This window comes from Microcosmobacter mediterraneus, assembly GCF_031846265.1.
Taxonomy (GTDB): Bacteria; Bacteroidota; Bacteroidia; order Flavobacteriales; family Flavobacteriaceae; genus Microcosmobacter; species Microcosmobacter mediterraneus.
Genome location: NZ_JAVRIA010000005.1, coordinates 169,139 through 187,727 on the forward strand (window position 1 = coordinate 169,139; position 18,589 = coordinate 187,727).

At 31.7% G+C, this 18,589-nt stretch carries 18 protein-coding genes; 14 read left to right on the forward strand and 4 right to left on the reverse strand.

The features are described 5' to 3' along the window. Positions 1–32 precede the first annotated feature (32 nt). The 3 genes from RM697_RS10270 to rlmN all read left to right on the forward strand — a co-directional run bounded on the left by RM697_RS10270 (position 33) and on the right by rlmN (position 3,634). Positions 33–1,271, forward strand: coding sequence for a 3-phosphoshikimate 1-carboxyvinyltransferase (locus tag RM697_RS10270; protein ID WP_311427800.1), 1,239 nt, complete (start codon positions 33–35; stop codon positions 1,269–1,271). 182 nt (positions 1,272–1,453) lie between these two features. Continuing rightward, the gene (gene queA / locus RM697_RS10275) at positions 1,454–2,503 is read left to right on the forward strand and encodes a tRNA preQ1(34) S-adenosylmethionine ribosyltransferase-isomerase QueA (RefSeq protein WP_311427801.1); all 1,050 of its coding nucleotides are present in this window, start codon (positions 1,454–1,456) and stop codon (positions 2,501–2,503) included. An 87-nt stretch (positions 2,504–2,590) separates the two neighbouring features. Beyond that, positions 2,591–3,634: a dual-specificity RNA methyltransferase RlmN gene (gene rlmN / locus RM697_RS10280; protein WP_311427802.1), complete on the forward strand. Its 1,044-nt coding sequence runs from the start codon at positions 2,591–2,593 to the stop codon at positions 3,632–3,634. A gap of 45 nt (positions 3,635–3,679) precedes the next feature. Here the strand turns inward: rlmN and RM697_RS10285 are convergent, their stop codons facing one another. Then, a complete protein-coding gene (locus RM697_RS10285) occupies positions 3,680–4,510 on the reverse strand; it encodes a T9SS type A sorting domain-containing protein (RefSeq protein WP_311427803.1) in 831 nt (276 codons plus the stop codon). An 81-nt stretch (positions 4,511–4,591) separates the two neighbouring features. On the opposite strand from RM697_RS10285, the gene RM697_RS10290 reads away from it, so the two are divergent. The 6 genes from RM697_RS10290 to RM697_RS10315 all read left to right on the forward strand — a co-directional run bounded on the left by RM697_RS10290 (position 4,592) and on the right by RM697_RS10315 (position 10,802). Next, positions 4,592–4,756 carry a hypothetical protein gene (locus RM697_RS10290; RefSeq protein WP_311427804.1) on the forward strand — a complete coding sequence of 55 codons (165 nt, stop codon included), beginning with the start codon at positions 4,592–4,594 and terminating at the stop codon, positions 4,754–4,756. Next, positions 4,743–7,262: an alkaline phosphatase family protein gene (locus tag RM697_RS10295; protein ID WP_311427805.1), complete on the forward strand. Its 2,520-nt coding sequence runs from the start codon at positions 4,743–4,745 to the stop codon at positions 7,260–7,262. Before RM697_RS10290 ends, RM697_RS10295 begins: the two co-directional genes overlap by 14 nt. A 47-nt stretch (positions 7,263–7,309) precedes the next feature. Beyond that, on the forward strand, positions 7,310–8,287 hold the full coding sequence (locus tag RM697_RS10300) for a polyprenyl synthetase family protein (RefSeq protein WP_311427806.1): 978 nt from the start codon (positions 7,310–7,312) through the stop codon (positions 8,285–8,287). A gap of 72 nt (positions 8,288–8,359) precedes the next feature. Continuing rightward, positions 8,360–8,923 (forward strand): RNA polymerase sigma factor, encoded by a 564-nt coding sequence (locus tag RM697_RS10305; protein WP_311427807.1) that lies wholly within the window; start codon positions 8,360–8,362, stop codon positions 8,921–8,923. Further along, positions 8,910–9,689: a hypothetical protein gene (locus RM697_RS10310; protein ID WP_311427808.1), complete on the forward strand. Its 780-nt coding sequence runs from the start codon at positions 8,910–8,912 to the stop codon at positions 9,687–9,689. Before RM697_RS10305 ends, RM697_RS10310 begins: the two co-directional genes overlap by 14 nt. A gap of 27 nt (positions 9,690–9,716) precedes the next feature. After that, complete coding sequence (locus RM697_RS10315; protein ID WP_311427809.1) at positions 9,717–10,802, forward strand: BAR domain-containing protein; 1,086 nt, start codon at positions 9,717–9,719, stop codon at positions 10,800–10,802. A 59-nt stretch (positions 10,803–10,861) separates the two neighbouring features. On the opposite strand, the gene RM697_RS10320 is transcribed toward RM697_RS10315, so the two are convergent. Beyond that, a complete protein-coding gene (locus tag RM697_RS10320; RefSeq protein ID WP_311427810.1) occupies positions 10,862–12,172 on the reverse strand; it encodes a T9SS type A sorting domain-containing protein in 1,311 nt (436 codons plus the stop codon). A 160-nt stretch (positions 12,173–12,332) separates the two neighbouring features. On the opposite strand from RM697_RS10320, the gene dnaG reads away from it, so the two are divergent. Continuing rightward, positions 12,333–14,297, forward strand: a complete 1,965-nt coding sequence (gene dnaG, locus RM697_RS10325) for a DNA primase (RefSeq protein WP_311427811.1) — start codon at positions 12,333–12,335, stop codon at positions 14,295–14,297. On the opposite strand, the gene RM697_RS10330 is transcribed toward dnaG, so the two are convergent. After that, a complete protein-coding gene (locus tag RM697_RS10330) occupies positions 14,290–14,922 on the reverse strand; it encodes a response regulator (protein WP_311427812.1) in 633 nt (210 codons plus the stop codon). The genes dnaG and RM697_RS10330 overlap by 8 nt on opposite strands. A gap of 126 nt (positions 14,923–15,048) precedes the next feature. Then, a complete protein-coding gene (gene nadE, locus RM697_RS10335; protein ID WP_311427813.1) occupies positions 15,049–15,837 on the reverse strand; it encodes an NAD(+) synthase in 789 nt (262 codons plus the stop codon). A 91-nt stretch (positions 15,838–15,928) separates the two neighbouring features. Between nadE and gldB the strand changes: the two genes are divergently transcribed. The 4 genes from gldB (at position 15,929) to RM697_RS10355 (ending at position 18,572) form a co-directional block, all read left to right on the forward strand. Further along, positions 15,929–16,888: a gliding motility lipoprotein GldB gene (gene gldB / locus RM697_RS10340; RefSeq protein WP_311427814.1), complete on the forward strand. Its 960-nt coding sequence runs from the start codon at positions 15,929–15,931 to the stop codon at positions 16,886–16,888. Next, positions 16,888–17,226: a gliding motility protein GldC gene (gene gldC, locus RM697_RS10345; RefSeq protein WP_311427815.1), complete on the forward strand. Its 339-nt coding sequence runs from the start codon at positions 16,888–16,890 to the stop codon at positions 17,224–17,226. The genes gldB and gldC overlap by 1 nt, the downstream gene beginning before the upstream one ends. 156 nt (positions 17,227–17,382) lie before the next feature. Continuing rightward, a complete protein-coding gene (locus RM697_RS10350; RefSeq protein ID WP_311427816.1) occupies positions 17,383–18,000 on the forward strand; it encodes a DUF4230 domain-containing protein in 618 nt (205 codons plus the stop codon). Further along, positions 17,997–18,572, forward strand: a complete 576-nt coding sequence (locus RM697_RS10355) for a TetR/AcrR family transcriptional regulator (RefSeq protein ID WP_311427817.1) — start codon at positions 17,997–17,999, stop codon at positions 18,570–18,572. The genes RM697_RS10350 and RM697_RS10355 overlap by 4 nt, the downstream gene beginning before the upstream one ends. Positions 18,573–18,589: the final 17 nt, after the last annotated feature.

The window sequence follows — 18,589 nt, forward strand, 5'->3', positions numbered from 1 at the left end:
TGCCAAATCTAAATAGGTAGTGTTATTTTACAATGGATTTAAAGCTCTATAAATCAAAAATACAATCTTCAAAAACTATTAGAATCACTGGCTCTAAAAGTGAATCTAACCGACTTTTGTTATTAAAATCCTTGTATTCTAATATAGTATTAGAGAACCTTTCAAATTCAGATGATACATCCTTAATGCAAAAAGCAATTGCGTCTAATGATACTCTTGTAGATATTCATCATGCAGGCACAGCAATGCGTTTTCTTACGGCTTATTATGCTACGACAACAAATCAAGACGTTGTTATTACTGGTTCTAAACGAATGCAAGAAAGACCAATTGCAATTCTTGTTGGAGCACTACGAGATTTAGGAGCTGATGTAAGTTATGTGAACGAAGACGGTTTTCCACCTTTAAAGATAACACCATCAAAAATAACAAAGCATAAGGTAACTCTAAAGGCTAATGTAAGTAGTCAGTACATTTCTGCTTTATTATTAATAGCACCTTCTTTACCTAATGGATTAAAACTTATTTTAGAAGGTGAAATAACCTCAGTACCTTACATTAAAATGACATTGAGCTTATTAGAAGAACTTGGTGTGAAAACTAATTTTGATAATCAGATCATTTCAATAAAACCTCTAACTAAAAGTATTAATATTAAGACCTTTACAGTAGAATCTGATTGGTCTTCAGCATCTTACTTTTATAGTATAATTGCGTTGAGTGATATTGGCACAACAGTAACCTTAAAATCATATAAATCAAGGTCTTTACAAGGTGATGCAGTATTAGCAAATTTATATGAGAATTTTGGAGTAGAAACAACGTTTTTTGAGCATAGTATTAGGCTACACAAATCAACAACTAAAATAAGCACACCTATTAATTTTAATTTATCTAATGCGCCAGATATTGCTCAAACCATCGCAGTGACCTGTTTTGGATTAGGAGTAGAATGTCATCTTTCAGGATTACATACACTAAAGATTAAAGAAACAGATCGATTAATAGCATTACAATCCGAAATAGAAAAACTTGGAGGTGAAGTAAATACTACTGAAAACACTTTACATTTAAAAGCTACTAAAAGTGTAAATGAGTCTGTCGAAATAGAAACCTATAACGATCATAGAATGGCTATGGCATTTGCGCCTTTAGCTCTCAAAACCGCTATTATAATTAAAGATGCAGCTGTAGTTTCAAAGTCATATCCAGACTTTTGGAGAGATTTAGAGTCTATAGGAATTAAACTACGAGAAATAACAGCTAATTAAAAATTGGCCTACCATTACCTTGATGGTGGTAATCTAAATAAAGTGATTTTAATATGTTTATTAGACGTTTTTGGTAGGCAATAGTGTTGTCATAAATGTTTTAGTAATAAAAACCTTTATTTACTTGACAAGGCCTATATTGAGATTGTATATTTGCAGCCGTTTAAATCAACAATACATATATGAAATTATCACACTTTAACTTTGACCTTCCTGAAGAATTACTAGCTGAACATCCTGCAGAGCATAGAGATGAAGCCAGATTAATGGTTCTTAATAGAGAGCATCAAACCATCGAACATAAACAGTTTAAGGATTTGATAGATTACTTTGATGAAGGTGATGTGATGATATTAAATAACACAAAAGTGTTCCCGGCTAGACTTTATGGTAATAAAGAAAAAACAGGTGCACGTATCGAAGTGTTTTTATTAAGAGAATTAAACGAGGATCAACGTCTTTGGGATGTTCTTGTAGATCCAGCCCGAAAAATTAGAATTGGTAATAAACTATATTTTGGAGAAGACGACTCCTTAGTTGCAGAAGTAATTGATAACACCACCTCTAGAGGAAGAACCTTACGTTTTTTATACGATGGATCATATCGTGAGTTTAGAACCAAATTAAATGAACTTGGTCAAACACCATTGCCAAAATATATTAAAAGAGATGTAGAGCCTGAGGATCAAGAACGTTATCAAACCATTTTTGCAAAAAATGAAGGTGCAGTTGCAGCACCAACAGCTGGTTTGCATTTTTCTAAACATTTATTAAAACGTTTAGAGATTAAAGGTGTTGAGCGTGCAGAGATTACTTTGCATGTTGGTTTAGGGACTTTTAATCCAGTTGAGGTAGAAGATTTGTCTAAGCATAAAATGGATAGTGAAGAGATTGTAATAGATGAACGTGCTGCTGAAATTGTAAATAATGGGAAGAAAAATAAAAGGCGAATCTGTGCCATTGGTACTACGTCAATGAGAGCGATAGAGAGTTCTGTATCATCAGAAGGAACTTTAAACGATTATACAGGTTGGACCAATAAGTTTATTTTTCCGCCTTACGAGTTTAGTATTGCTAACAGTATGGTAACCAATTTTCATACACCAAAATCCACATTATTAATGATGGTTTCAGCCTTTGCAGGTCACGATTTTATTAAAAGAGCTTATGATGAAGCCGTAAAAGAAAAATATAAATTCTATTCGTATGGTGACGCCATGTTAATCATCTAATAATAGAAATAACAATACATATAAAGCCTTGAAATTTCAAGGCTTTTTTTATGCTAAGGCTTTAAACCTTTAGTACTTTTGCAATACATGGAAATTAAGAAGAAAGATATAAGAGCCTTAACTAAAGAGCAACTAAGAGCCTTTTTTACCTCTCAAGGCGATAAAGCCTTCAGAGGTAATCAAGTGTATGAGTGGCTTTGGAAAAAGTCTGCACATAGTTTTGAGGACATGACTAATGTATCTCTTAGTACCAGAGAAATGCTCAAAGAACATTTTGTTATAAATCACATAAAAGTAGATCAAATTCAGCGTAGTGAAGATGGTACAATAAAAAACGCAGTGCAATTACACGATGGATTAGTAGTTGAGTCCGTTTTAATACCTACAAAAACTAGGACTACAGCTTGCGTATCATCTCAAGTTGGCTGTAGCTTAGATTGTAGATTTTGTGCAACTGCAAAGTTAAAACGTATGCGTAACCTCAATCCGGATGAGATCTATGATCAAGTGGTTGCTATAGATAACGAGAGTAGATTATACCACAATAGACCTTTAAGTAATATTGTGTTTATGGGAATGGGAGAACCATTAATGAACTATAATAATGTCTTAAAGGCTATTGATAAAATTACAACTAACGAAGGTCTTGGCATGTCACCTAAACGCATTACTGTATCAACTTCTGGAGTGCCAAAAATGATTAAGAAAATGGCAGATGAAAATGTGAAGTTTAAATTAGCAGTGTCTTTACATTCAGCAATTGACGAGGTTCGTACATCCATAATGCCATTTAATGCCACATTTCCCTTAAAAGACTTACGCGAAGCTTTAGAATATTGGTATCACAAAACAAAAAATAGAATCACTTATGAATATGTGGTTTGGGAAGGTATTAATGATACTAAGAAAGATGTTGACGCCTTAGTTCAGTTTTGCAAATTTGCGCCAAGTAAAGTTAATCTCATTGAATATAATCCAATAGACGATGGTGAGTTTCAGCAAGCTAATAAAGCGGCTTTAGATTTGTATATTAATACTTTAGAACGTAATAATATTACAGTAACAGTTCGTAGATCTAGAGGTAAAGATATTGATGCAGCTTGTGGTCAATTAGCCAATAAAACACAATAAAAAAAGCGACTATTTAGTCGCTTTTTTTATGATTGAGAACGTGCTTTAATTCTTTATGAATTTAATAGTTTTAGATCCACCTTCCACTTTTATTTTTGCTAAATAAATACCATCAGATACAGTACTCATGTCTATGTATTCTTGAGTATTAGATAAGGATTTATTAATGACTACTTTACCTAGTACATTATAAATTTCAATCCCAGTTAATGGTAAAATTGAAGACTCTAAAGATAGAGTTTTAGTATCCTTACTGTAAACATGACTAAAGTTATTAGCTTCAAAATCGGTTACACTTAAGGTTTGTCCAGCTTCAATAGGATCTCCAGGTGTAGCATTGTATGCATAATCTTTAATTACTATTGTTGCGCCACTTGAAGCAACTTGGATTCTAATCCAACCGTAATGTGTGTTGCCACCTACGTCAAAATGAACACCTACATAACCATCCATACCATCACAAAATTGACTATTAGGATAACCACAACTTCCATAGTTGAAATCTCCTCTTTGGCCGCCAAATGTTGGATTTGTACCATCAATTGCAGTACCTGCGGTTAAATTAGATGGATAAGCATATGCACCAGAGGTAAAACCATTAAATAAGTTAGCATTGTAGCCTGGAGCCATTGAACTCGATGCTGGGAAAACAAAAGCAAACCCTGTTGATCCTGTTCCTACACCAAATAGGACATCACCCATCATGTCATTATTAATATCAATTGCTACACGAGCATTAGCGGCATCGACTGTTTCATCTGCAATATCAGTGTAAACAATTTGACCACTAGCATCTGTAGTACCCATTATGGCAGCGGAAAATGCACCATATTGTAAAAGTCTTTTTGAAAGCTTTTTAGAAGTAGTTTTTTTCATGTATTTTTCGTTTTTTAATTAATTTATAACTAGCATATCTTTTAAAATTATAAATTTTATCTTTCTAAAACAAATTAATCTGTGAAAAACTCAAATAGTAATATTGAAGAAAAGCTACAAATTGAATTATCTGAAATACCGTTAAAAAGTAATTTAGGCTTACTTGCTTATGGAGATATTGCATTTGAGGCTTGGAGAGAAATTAAGAAGAAATCAATAAAAGCAAACCCTAATGCAAAAGAATAAGCTATTAGTTATAGGTTGGGATGCAGCTGATTGGAAAATAATTTGGCCTTTAATAGCTAATGGTCAAATGCCAACATTAAAAAAGATGATACAAAATGGAGTCCATGGTAATATGAGTACTATGAATCCTCCATATTCTCCAATGTTATGGTCTTCTGTTGTTACTGGTAAAACTCCTGATAAACATGGCGTTTTAGGCTTCATAGAAGTTATGGAAGATAACAAAGGTGTTAGACCAGTAACTACAAATTCAAGAAAAGCAAGGACTGTATGGAATATATTACATCACAAAGGTTTTAAGAGTAATCTAGTTGGTTGGTGGCCAAGTTTCCCTGCAGAACCAATTAATGGTGTAGTAATTACCGATAAATTTCAAAAAGTTTCTATAGATCCTAAAAAAAGGAAGCCACTAGAAAAAGGAACGATACATCCAGAATCTTTGGTTACTGATTTTAAGGATTTAATAATGTTTCCTCAGGAAGTAACAAGTGAGCATATTTTACCATTTATTCCTTTAGCAGCTAAAATTGATCAAGAAAAAAATAACGGGCTTTTTCCTGCAGGAAAGGTTCTTGCTGAGAATGTCTCAATTCATAATGCTGCAACTAGATTACTTAGAACTACCAATTGGGATTTTATGGCTATTTATTATGATCTTATTGATCATTTTTGTCATTCTTATATGAAATTTCATCCACCAAAACTTAAAGGTGTAAATCAAGATCAATATGAAATTTTTAAGGATGCTGTTGCTGGAGCATATAGATTTCAGGATATGATGTTAGAAAGAACATTAGAATTGGTTGATGATGATACTACAGTAATAATAATGTCTGATCATGGTTTTGAATCAGGAAATAAAAGATTGATTAATATGCCTAAAGTTCAGGCAGCAGCAGCTATGGATCATAGGCAATTTGGAATGTTTGTAGCAACAGGACCTAATATAAAAAAGAATCAAAAGGTTTATGGTCTTGGTTTAATAGACATTGCACCAACTATATTAAATCATTTTAATTTGCCAGTCGGTAGAGATATGGATGGTAAAGTAGCTCTAGAGATTTTTAAAAACCCTAATAAAATTGAGTATGTTGATAGTTGGGAAAACATAAAAGGGGATTTTGGTGAGTTGAAGGATAAGGAGAGTTTAGATGTTTTTTCAGATGAAGAAACAATGCAGCAATTAATAGAACTTGGTTATATAGATAAACCTGAAGGGAAAATTGAAATAGCTGTACATAAAACTAAATGCGATTTAAAACAGAATTTAGCAAGAGTTCATCTCGGTAAAAAAAATTACAGTAAAGCAAAAGAAATATTATTAGAATTAATAGAAGAAAAGGAACCAATTGATGTGAGTTCTTACTTTATGGATCTTGTAACAATAAGCTTAGAAGAAAAGGATTACGAAAGTGCAAGAGATTATCTTAAAAAACTTAAAAGTGTTAAAACAGATGTGAAGTATGCTCTTTTCTTTGCTGAAGCGTCAATTCTTCATGGAATTGGTAAATCAGAAAAAGCAATTGAAGTATTAGAAAAGGCAAAGAGTGAACGAAGAGGTAATAATCCTGAAATATGGTATAAAATAGGTTTATGTAATTATTCATTAGGTAAATTTGATGATGCTCAAATGGCTTATGAGCGTGCTGTAGAAATTGAACCAGACAAAGCTAAATATCACGCAGCCTTAGCAGAAAATTTGATAGAGTTAAAAGAATATGAAGAAGCTGCTGAATCTGCTTTAACTAGTATTGAATTAGTTAAATACTATTCTAAAGCGCATTATGTGTTAGGTAGAGCTTTAGATAAGTTAGGCGATTTAGAAAATGCAAAAATCGCCTATGAAACTGCCTCTAGATTAACACCTAAAAAATTCTATAAAGCTGAACAAGCTATTGAGAATATTGAAGAAAAATTAAACCTTACAGATAAAAACACAAACTCCTACAAAAAAGATCAAATTGTAATTGTATCTGGTTTACCAAGATCAGGAACATCTATGATGATGCAAATGTTATATAAAGGAGGAATAAAAGTTTTAACTGATGAGAAAAGAAAGGCAGATCGTTCTAATCCTAAAGGTTATTTTGAATATGAACCAGTGATGTCTATTCACAAAGATAATTCTTGGTTAAGTAAAGCTGAAAATAAATCTGTTAAAGTAGTGGCACCTTTACTAAAACATCTTGACTCTAAGTTTCGATACAAAATAATTTTTATGAATAGAGATTTAAATGAGGTAGTAAAGTCACAACAGATAATGACTGGGAGAAATCCAGATGAACTTCCTGTGAAATTGCTAAATGCATTTAAGAAGCAGCTCAAAAAGGTAGAAGCTTGGAAAGATTCAGAACCTGGAGTTGAGCTTATTTATTTAAACTATAAAGATGTGTTGCAAAACCCTATTGACGCAGCAGATAAAATAGAATCATTTATTGGTGTTAAAATGGAAAAAAATGGAATGGTTCAATCTGTAGATAAAACACTTTACAGGAATAAATCCTAAAATAAAAACATCTTTATACAGTATCTTTGTATAGTTAAACTTCAAAGTTGAAAATAACCGAACAAATAAAGCAGCCTATAGCATTTGAAATGGATCTTTTTGAACAAAAGTTCAGGCTTTCTATGTCTAGTAAAGTTGCTTTATTAAATCGTATTACCCATTACATAGTTAACAGAAAGGGTAAACAAATGCGACCAATGTTTGTATTTTTAGTGGCAAAAATGCTCAATAATGGTACTGTAAGTGAACGTACTTACAGAGGTGCTTCGGTTATTGAGTTAATACATACAGCAACTTTGGTACATGATGATGTTGTAGATGATAGTAACAGACGTCGTGGCTTTTTTTCTATCAATGCGCTTTGGAAAAACAAAATTGCAGTACTTATAGGAGATTTCTTGCTCTCTAAAGGATTATTACTCTCTATTGATAATAATGACTTTGATCTACTTAAAATTATTTCTGTTGCTGTACGCGAAATGAGCGAAGGCGAGTTACTTCAAATAGAAAAAGCACGTCAGTTAGATATTACAGAAGCTATTTATTACGATATTATTAGACAAAAAACCGCAACATTGATTGCCGCTTGTTGTAGTCTTGGTGCAGCTTCAGTAAAACCAGAATCTAAAGACGTTGAAACTATGCGCAAGTTTGGAGAGCTCATTGGTATGGCGTTTCAGATTAAAGATGATTTATTTGATTATGGACAAGAAAAAATTGGTAAGCCAACAGGTATTGATATCAAAGAACAAAAAATGACACTTCCTTTAATTTATGTCCTTAATAATTGCTCCAATAAGGATAAAAAGTGGCTTATTAATTCTATAAAAAATTATAATAAGGATAAAAAACGGGTTAAAGAAGTTATTGCCTTTGTAAAGCAAAATAATGGATTAGACTACGCTGTTGCAAAAATGAAATCCTTTAGAGACGAAGCTTTGGAGCTATTGAGCGTTTACGAAAACACAGAATATAAAGCCTCTTTAGAGCTTATGGTTAACTATGTTATAGATAGAAAAAAATAATTTTTAACGCTTTAGACAACCCTTTGCATAATTTTTGCGTCTTTATAAATAGAAGACAAAATGAACCCTCTTTTGAAAGTTATCCAACTTCATAACAACGAAGCTCAGCTTATAAAAAAAGCGATTAAAAATAATCGTGAGGCACAACATGTCCTATATGAGCTTCATGCGCCAAAAATGTTGAGTGTTTGCAGATACTATATCAAAGATATTCATCAAGCCGAAGAGGCAATGTTAAATGGATTTTTCAAAGTGTTTACAAATTTAAAATCCTTCAAAAATGAAGGAAGTTTTGAAGGTTGGATTAGACGAATTATGATAAGAGAATCTATTTCGTTTTTAAGACAAAAAAAGACTATAGAATTTGCTGTTGAAGAGATCGAAGTCAATGAAGATTTCAGTAATAACATTAAATCTGACATTGAAGTTGCACAGATCCAGCAAGTTATAGATAGTTTACCAGAAGGCTATAGGATGGTGTTTGTTATGTATGCTATTGAAGGCTATAAACATCACGAAATTGCAAAGATGTTAAAGATTTCTATTGGCACTTCTAAATCGCAATTATTTAAAGCACGACAAATGCTTCAACAAAAAATTAAAGAATTAAATACATCGAGTTATGGCACCAATTAAGTTTGAAGATAATATGAGAGAAAAGCTCGAAAGACGAACCATACAACCTAGTGCTGAAGCTTGGTCGACATTATCAAATCGATTAGATGATAATGATAAATCAAATAGTAAAAAGGGTTTGTGGTGGTTAGGAATTGCAGCTAGTATAGCGCTATTAATCTATAGTGGAATTATATTTTTTGAAAAAGAAAATGAATCAATCTCCACAGAAATAGTTGATAAGCCACTAGAAGAAATCCAAATTATAGAACAAAATCCATTATCTGAAGCTTCTGAAGAAAAAATGGCAGTAAAAGAAACAGATTATAAAGAGATTAAAGAATCTAAAAACGTGAATTCTGCTAATGAAATAAAGCAAATTATTGACACAAAGAAACAAAAACCTGTTATAAATGATTTAGCTTATCAGCCATCAGAAAATAAAGTTAGCTCTGATCTCAGAAAAGAAGAGTTAGTGACATCATTAGTCCAAAATAAAACAACCTTTGAGGAGCAAAAGTTTAAGGAAGTTATGGCAGAAATTAAAACACTTCATAACGATGGCTCTGCAGTAACCAATAGAGAAATAGATTCATTATTAACATTAGCTCAAAAAGAGTTGTTTAAAGATAAATTATTTAAAGAAAATTCTAAAACAGTTGATGCAGATGCCTTGTTAGAAGGTGTTGAAACTGAATTAGAGCAATCCTTTAGAACACGAGTATTTAAAGCAATTAAATCAAACTACGAAACGGTAAAAACTGCAGTTGCCGAGCGTAATAACTAAATAAACATCAATTAAAAACAAACAGTTATGACTACTATTACAAAGTATGTAGTGCTACTCATCTTATGCTTAAGCGCTACTCAAATTAATGCACAAGAGGTTGTTAAAGATAGCCTTAAAACAAAGAATTCTTTTCAAATAAAAGTGCTTAAGAATTTAAAAGAAACAATTAAAAATGAAGAGCGAGAATTTTTAAAAACTGAAATTGAAGCGATTAATCAACGCTTGGAGAAAGGTGAAATTTCAGAAAGTGAAGCTAATGTTATCAAAAAAGAGCTTGCAAAAAAACGAGCTCTTAATATTGAAAATAGAATAGCTATTATTGATAATAAAATAGCACTCTTGGAGCGTAATGATTATAGTTATGATCCTGACTCTAATACAAATAGTACATTTGGTTTATCATTTAGTAATGAAGATGGAGAAAGCTGGAATTTGCTTTCTATTAAAAAGAAAAATAAGCCACGTGTATATGATAGACGTACAAGTAGTGACCTGGTTTTTGCTATTGGTTGGAATCATACACTAAGTGATGGTAAAACTATAGGAGACGATTACTATGCATTTACCTCTGGTTTTGTAGAGTTAGGTTGGGCTTGGAAAAGTAGATTATTAAAGGAGTCTAATGCAATACGTCTTAAATATGGATTTTCTTTTCAATGGAATAAATTATCACCTAAAGATGATAAGTACTTTGTTCAAAATGGAGGAACTACAACATTAGAGGCTTTTCCAAGTGATTTAAGAGAATCGGAGTTTAGAGTTACAAACCTTGTATTTCCTGTACATTTTGAGTTTGGTCCTTCAAAAAAGATTGAAAGAGATACTTATTTTAGATATAGTACTCATAAGAAATTTAAAATCGGAGTTGGAGGTTACGCAGGTTTTAGAATCGGAACACAACAAAAACTTCGTTTTAAAGAAAATGGAGATCGTGTAAAGCAAAAGATAAGACGTAATTATAACGCTTCAGATTTTGTCTATGGACTAAGTGCTTATGTTGGTCGCGGTAATACGAGTCTGTATTTTAAATACGACCTTAATCCATTATTTCAAGATCAAGCTATAGATCAGAATAATATATCCTTAGGCGTACGCTTTGACTTTGATTAAATAACAATTATTATAACTAATAAAAAAGCTCCAGTAAAGGAGCTTTTTTATGCGCTATTTTAATTCTTTAACAATTTAATGGTTTGTGACCCTTGATCTGTAGTAATTTTTGCAAAATAAATATCGCTAGATAAAGAACTTGCATTGATCTGAATTTTATCCGAATTTACTTCAATAAAATCAACTGTTTTTCCTAAGATATCTGTAATGGTTACAGTTTTAATTAAGCTATTAGAAACTTCAATAGTCCATAAATCAGATGTAGGATTAGGATATGTAGAAACATTTAAATCACTAAAATCATTAACAGATAATGGTTGTGTAGAAAAGATTAAATTATCAAAATAAATAGTGCCATTTCCAACCACTTTAAATTGCATGATATCTAATAAACTAAACCCTTGGTTAGTAAAGTGTGTTAACGGAATATCTTTACTTACCCAAGTATTATTAGTAATTCCATCTTCAACAGCAAAGTCATAAAATTTTTCACCAGCTCCACCAGTAGATTGATTTATTAAGAAAAATTGTAAAGCAGTTGCATCACTAGACCAATAATCGACGTGTATGTAACTCATACTAGAAACATCCTGTACATTCCCTGAAAAATCAGTGCCTTGATAATCTAATCCAGCATATTTAAGTGTATTATTCCCCATAATATCTATTTGAGTTGTAACCGTAGATTGTCCCCAAAACGGATTGTAATCTACTCCTGTAATATCAGTGTAAGGGTTATTTGTGTTAAATACAGAAATAACATTAGCTTCTGGTATCGTTGGTGTTGGAGCAGGAACCATTGGAGCAGGTGTAATTATTTGATCATCAAATGTGATGTTATCAAAATAAATGATATTGTCTTGAGTTCTTCCAGAATTATCAAAATCTGGAAAAATTATGATTTGATCCACAGTTTGTGGAAATAAACCAATATATGGTGAAAAGTCAAAAGTTAGCTCTTCCCATTCATTAACAACAGTATTTGGAACTTTAATCTCAACTAAGGCTGCAGAATTTACATCTGCAAATTTTAAACCTACATCACTAATTACAGATTTATAAACCATAATTTTTATAGTGCTATTGTTTGTGTCAAACATAAAGCTGCCTATATCAGCACCATGCATAGATTCACAACCTGCAAACGGAGCTCCTGTTTGTAAAGCAGTAAACTTAGCAACAGTTGCAGAAGTATTAATACCAGAAGAAACTGGATTTGCTATAATTTCTAAAGCAGGATCAGTGTCGTTTTCAAAAACAGTCCATGTCCAACTAGCTCCAAGACCACCTGTTTCGAAATCTATTGGTGCATTTTGAGAATATCCTAAGGTAGTAATAATAAGTGTTAGTAAAAGTAATTTATATTTCATAATAAGTTGTTTTAGTTATTTAGGACATTATAGGGCTAAATTCCCATCTTAACACTAAAAATGACCTATACAAAAACAATACAGTAATCTAAATACTATATTAAATTTCAAAAACAGATACTTTATCTTAAATTTACATCCTTACTTAACTATATTAAATTTGATAACACAGAACACCATATCTAAAGTCTTTGAAACCGCTCGAGTAGAGGAGGTTATTGGTGATTTTGTGCAATTAAAAAAAGCAGGTTCAAATTTTAAAGGACTAAGCCCTTTTAGCGATGAGCGTTCACCAAGTTTTATGGTGTCTCCTGTAAAACAAATATGGAAAGATTTCTCCAGTGGTAAAGGTGGCAATGCAGTTACGTTTTTAATGGAACATGAACATTTTACCTATCCTGAAGCTATTAAGTATTTAGCAAAAAAATATAATATAGAAATTGAGGAAACCGAGCAGTCCGATGAACAAAGAGAACAAGCTAATGCTAGAGAGAGTCTGTATTTAGTTAACGCTTATGCTAATGAATATTTTCAGAAGACTTTGCATAAAACTGATCCTGGAAAAGCAATCGGATACAGTTATTTTAAAGAACGTGGTTTCAATGAAGATACTATTAAGAAATTTAACCTAGGCTATTCTTTAGATGAGTGGCAAGCTTTTACAGATGACGCTCTCGGTAACGGTTATCAGTTAGAATTTTTAGAGAAAACTGGGCTAACTATAGTTAAAGAAGATAAACGTTTTGATCGCTTTAAAGGTAGAGTGATGTTTCCTATTCATAGTATGAGTGGTCGTATTTTAGGATTTGGTGGCCGTATATTAAGTAACGATAAAAAAGCTGCTAAATACCTTAACTCACCTGAAAGTCAAGTTTATCATAAGAGTAAAATTTTATACGGAATATATTTTGCCAAACAGAGTATAGCTAAAGAAGATAACTGTTATTTGGTTGAAGGTTACACAGATGTTATTCAATTTTATCAGAAAGGCATAAAAAATGTTGTGGCCTCATCTGGTACAGCGTTAACACCAGAACAAATAAGACTAGTTAATCGCCTCACTAACAATATTACTGTACTTTTTGATGGAGATGCAGCTGGCATAAGAGCTTCTATTCGTGGTATAGATTTAATACTAGAGCAAGGGATGAATGTTAAGGTTTGTACTTTCCCTGAAGGTGACGATCCAGATAGCTTTGCAAAGAATAATACATTAGAGGAACTTACATTGTACCTAGATACTAATGCCAAAGATTTTATTCAGTATAAAGCATCGTTATTGGTCAAAGAAGCTAATAATGATCCTATTAAGAAAGCTGAGACTATAAGAGAAATAGTAAATAGTATAGCTAAGATACCAGATCATATAAAGAAAGAAATTTATATCCAAGAATGTTCTAAAATCATGGACATAAGTGAAGATGTTCTTTTTAGCACTTTAGCTCAAATTGATAAAAAAACGTTTCAAGAAGCTAATAAAACCTATAAACAAGAACAAAAAGCTTTTGATGTTATTAGGCAAAAAGAACAGCCACAAAAAAAGATTGATATTCAATATGAATTAGAGCGTAAGATTATTGAAATTTTGTTGCTTTATGGAAATACATCTGAGGAATTTGAAGACTTAGTACTAAAAGAAAATGAAACTACTGGCGATTTAGAGTTAGAACCAGTCATACATAAATCTAGAGTATTTGAGAAAATATATTTAGACCTTCAAGACGATGAAATGCAATTTTCGAACATGTCATTTAAAAAGCTATACTATACTTTAATAGATAATCTTCATCAAAGTGAAGAATTTTCTACTAGATCATTTATAAATAACTTAGAACAAGACTTAGCAAGTGAAGTTACATCTATTCTTATGGATGATGAAAAGTATAATCTACACGACTGGGAACGTAAAAATATTATTACAAAAGATAAGAATAATACAATAGCTCAGTTAGTAACGCAAACCATCCTTAGTCTAAGATGTTATCTTATAGATCAAAAGGTGCAAGAATATCAGAATGAGTCTATAGTTGAAGGTGCAAATACGACATCTATATTAGAGGATGTAAAAGATTATGTTGGGCTTAAAATGTTATTGTCAAGGAAATTAGGAAAAGTAGTTAGTTAGTAAGCTCATGATGCTGAGCTTGGTGAATTAAATCAACCAAATTTGTAACATTTAATTTTTTGTAAAGCCTTGCTTTATAAGTACTAACCGTTTTTTCATTGATATCTAATTCTTGAGCAATTTCTTTGTTTTTCTTACCAGAAGACAATAATTTTAAAACCTCAACCTCTCTTGTAGATAGTCTTTTAAAAAGCCTGCTCTTAGTCATTCTAGTATCTTGATACTTCATGCTTTTACTAACACTTTCGCTTAAGAAAGTACCTCCATTAGCTACTTTTCGTAGGGCATCTATGATGGTATCAGTACTAACTGTTTTTGATAAATATCCTGATGCTCCGGCTTTCATTGTACTTATAGCATATATTTCTTCAGGTTGATTGCTGAACATGACGACATTAATGTTTTTGTATTCTTTTCTAATGGCTCTTAAAGCTGTAATTCCATTGAGTTCAGGTAAATCTACTTCAGAAATAATAATATCTACAGCATTTCTACGAACAAATTCAAATATCTCAATACCACTACCAATTGTTCCAACAACTTGAATATCGTTGGCAGATTCGAGAAGAAGTTTTAAACCAGTTCTAACGATAGGATGAGAATCAACAACTAAAACTTTGATCATGACAATTATATAGTTTAATTAAAGTCAGATTAATGCGATTAAGTAAATATGAGTGTAGTGGAGATTCCACACAAAATTAATTAAAATAACAACAACTCTATTAAAATTATAATAAAAACTTAATTTTTATCTGAATTTATTAGGGATTTCACAAATAGGAATTGGTATCATTTTATGCTGATTTCGTCTATTATAGTCCATGTAAATTTTAAAAGCTTCTTTTTGTCTTCCTTCAAAATCTTCTAAAGATTTTCCTTCATCTTGCATTTGCATTGCCCATTCTAACTCAGGGTAAGATGCTCCTATTTGGTCCTCATCGCTTCTTGCATCGCCAAACAATCCATCGCTTGGTGCAGCTTCCATTATAGAGTGAGGTACTCTTAGATATTCGCCAACTGCATAGACTTCAGATTTCATCAAATCAGCAATAGGACTTAAATCTACACCACCATCACCATATTTTGTATAAAAACCAACACCAAAATCTTCAACTTTATTTCCAGTCCCTGCAACCAATAATCCCAACAAACCTGCATGGTAATACAATGTGGTCATTCTTAGTCTAGCTCTAGTGTTTGCAAGAGCCATATCTACGGTTGCTTGTTTGCCCTCAAGTGAAACTTCAGTTTTAAACTCCTCAAAAACAGGAGTGAGATCAACTCTAGTATCACTAACATTTGAATAGCGTTCTTTTAGCTGAGTAATATGTTCGTGAGCTCTGGTAACATGACTCGCAGCTTGATGAATTGGCATCTCAATACATAAAACCTTTAAACCTGTTTCTGCACAAAGCGAAGACGTAACAGCAGAGTCGATACCTCCTGAGACACCAACAACAAAACCATTTACTTTTGCGTTAGAAGCATAATCCTTTAACCAGTTTACTATGTATTTTGTCACGTTTTCTGTTTGCATTTTTCTCGTTTTAGTTGTAAGAAGTGTACCTTTGTAGACAAAAATAACGGAAACCTAGTAGTAATAAAAATTAATAAACATCTAAGTTTTTATGAAGAACTTTTATCTTCTTTTAGTTGTACTAATTGCCTTTTTTTCCTGTGAGAAGGATGCTAAAATTAATAGCGAAATAACTAAAATTGATGTAGATTTTAGTATTGAACGTTTTGAAACAGCTTTTTCTAATGCAAATCCTAATGATCTTACAAAATTAAAGACAGCTTTCCCGTTTCTATTCCCAAAACGGGTTCCAGATTCTGTTTGGGTAGAAACGATGATAGATACACTTCAGCAAGAATTGAGAAATGAAGTTACAGCAGCATACAAGGATTTTAAAACTATTCAGAAGGATTTAGAGTTGCTTTTTCAACATCTTAAATATTATGATCAATTTTTTAATGAACCTAGAGTCATAACCCTTACTAATAATGTTAGATATAGAGAAAAAGTGGTCGTCACAGATTCCATAGTTTTAGTGGCTTTAGATAATTATTTGGGTAAAGATCACAGGTTTTATAGTAATATTCCACAGTATATTTCTAAGAATTTCTCATCCGAGTATATTGTTGTTGACTTAGCGGAAAAATACGCTAAAAACTATATCTACCCTTCATCTAAAAAAACATTTTTAGATGAAATGATTTATTATGGTAAACTCCTCTATTTTAAAGATATAATCATTCCATTTAAAACTGATGCTCAAAAAATAGGATATACTCCACAAGAACTTAGTTGGGCTCAGGATAATGAGAGTCACGTTTGGAGTTATTTTGTAGAACGAGAGCTGTTATTTAGTACAGATAGTAAGTTACCTAGTCAGTTTATTAGCGTGGCTCCGTTTTCTAAGTTTTATTTAGAGATTGATAATAGTTCACCTGGACGAATAGGACAATTTATAGGATGGCAAATCGTGAGAAAGTATATGAAAGATAATAAAGTTTCACTTTTAGATATGATGCAAAAAAGTACAGATGAAATTTTTAATAATACAAAGTATAAACCAAAACAATAATGGCAAAAACTATGACTTCTAAGATTGAGTTGAATGTTGAGTTAGATGAAAATCGTGTACCAGAAAAATTAAATTGGTCCGCACAAGATGGAGGTATATCTAACGAAGAGGCTAAAGCATTAATGCTTTCGGTTTGGGATAGTAAAGCACAAGAATCACTAAGAATAGATCTGTGGACTAAAGATATGCCAGTTGATGAAATGAAGGTGTTTATCCACCAGACTTTGGTGGCAATGAGTAAGACTTACCATAGAGCAACTCAGGATGAAAAAATGACTGCAACAATGCAAGATTTTTGTGATTATTTTGCTGAGAAATTAGATTTAAAAAATAAATAAATTACATTTTAGTAAATTATAGTTCACATTTATATAACATTTCTAATACAGCTATATTGTATTTTTGAATTGCTATTAATCGAGTAAGGAGAAAATTCGTTAGTCAGGCTTTCAGTAGAGAAAGAGACTAACGTTTTTTTTGTGTAATTTTACCTTATGCGAAAGGTCTTACTTGGTGTTGTATTAACGCTTCTTGTTATTCTATGTTATAAACAATGTACTAATGATAAATCTACTATTGTTGTTAAAGAACATTCTGCGTTAATACAAGAACAACTCAAAAATGTAGGAAAACTAGTAGTCACTGAAGGTCATTTCAGTGAGGTCTTTAATTATGAAAACTCAAAAGAAGTGTTTGGCGATTTTTTTACTGCCGACAAAAAAGCATTGGTAGTAGTAAATGCCGATGTTACTATTGCTTACGATCTCAGTAAACTTAAATATGATATTGATGAGGTTAATAAGATACTTACTTTAATATCAATTCCTGAAGAAGAAATCAAAATTAGCCCAGATTTAGAATATTACGATGTGCAATCCGATTTCTTAAATCCTTTTGAGGCTGAAGATTATAACGCTATTAAAGAAACTGTTAGTAAGTCTTTAATGACTAAAATTGAAAACTCATCTTTAAAATCTAATGCCAAAAATAGGTTGATTAGTGAGTTATCTAAATTCTACATTCTTACTAATTCCTTAGGCTGGACTTTAAAATATAATGAAACACCTATTACTGAAAGTGACACATTTAATTCCATAGATATCAAACTTTGAATCCCAAGTCAGAAACACGAAAAGAAGAAATAATTAGTACAGCAGCTAAGCTTTTTAAAGAAAAAGGGTATAGTGCAGTAACTATGCGTGATCTGGCATCAGCAATGGGAATTAAAGCTGCAAGTCTCTACAATCATATTTCTTCAAAACAAGATATTCTTAAGAAAATTATTATTTCAATTGCAGAAGAGTTTACTGCAGGAATGAATAGTATTATTGAATCTGATTCATCTAATATTGAAAAATTAAAACAAATTGTGTCTCTTCATGTAGACATTACTGCTAATAATACTAATGGAATGGCATCTTTAAATAACGATTGGATGCACTTAGAAGAACAATTAGATTATTATTTGCAGCTTCGAAATGAATATGAAGCAAACTTCCTACGCTTAATTCAAAAAGGAATTTCAACCTCAGAAATTAAAGATAATAGCCCAGAAATAATCATGTTTTCCATGTTAACTACCTTGCGTTCATTGTATTTATGGATACCTAAGAAAGAGGATCTTGATGCAAAGGACTTGTCTCAAAGTTTAAGTGTGGTGCTCATAGAAGGTATTAACAAGTAGTTAAGAATATTATTTTG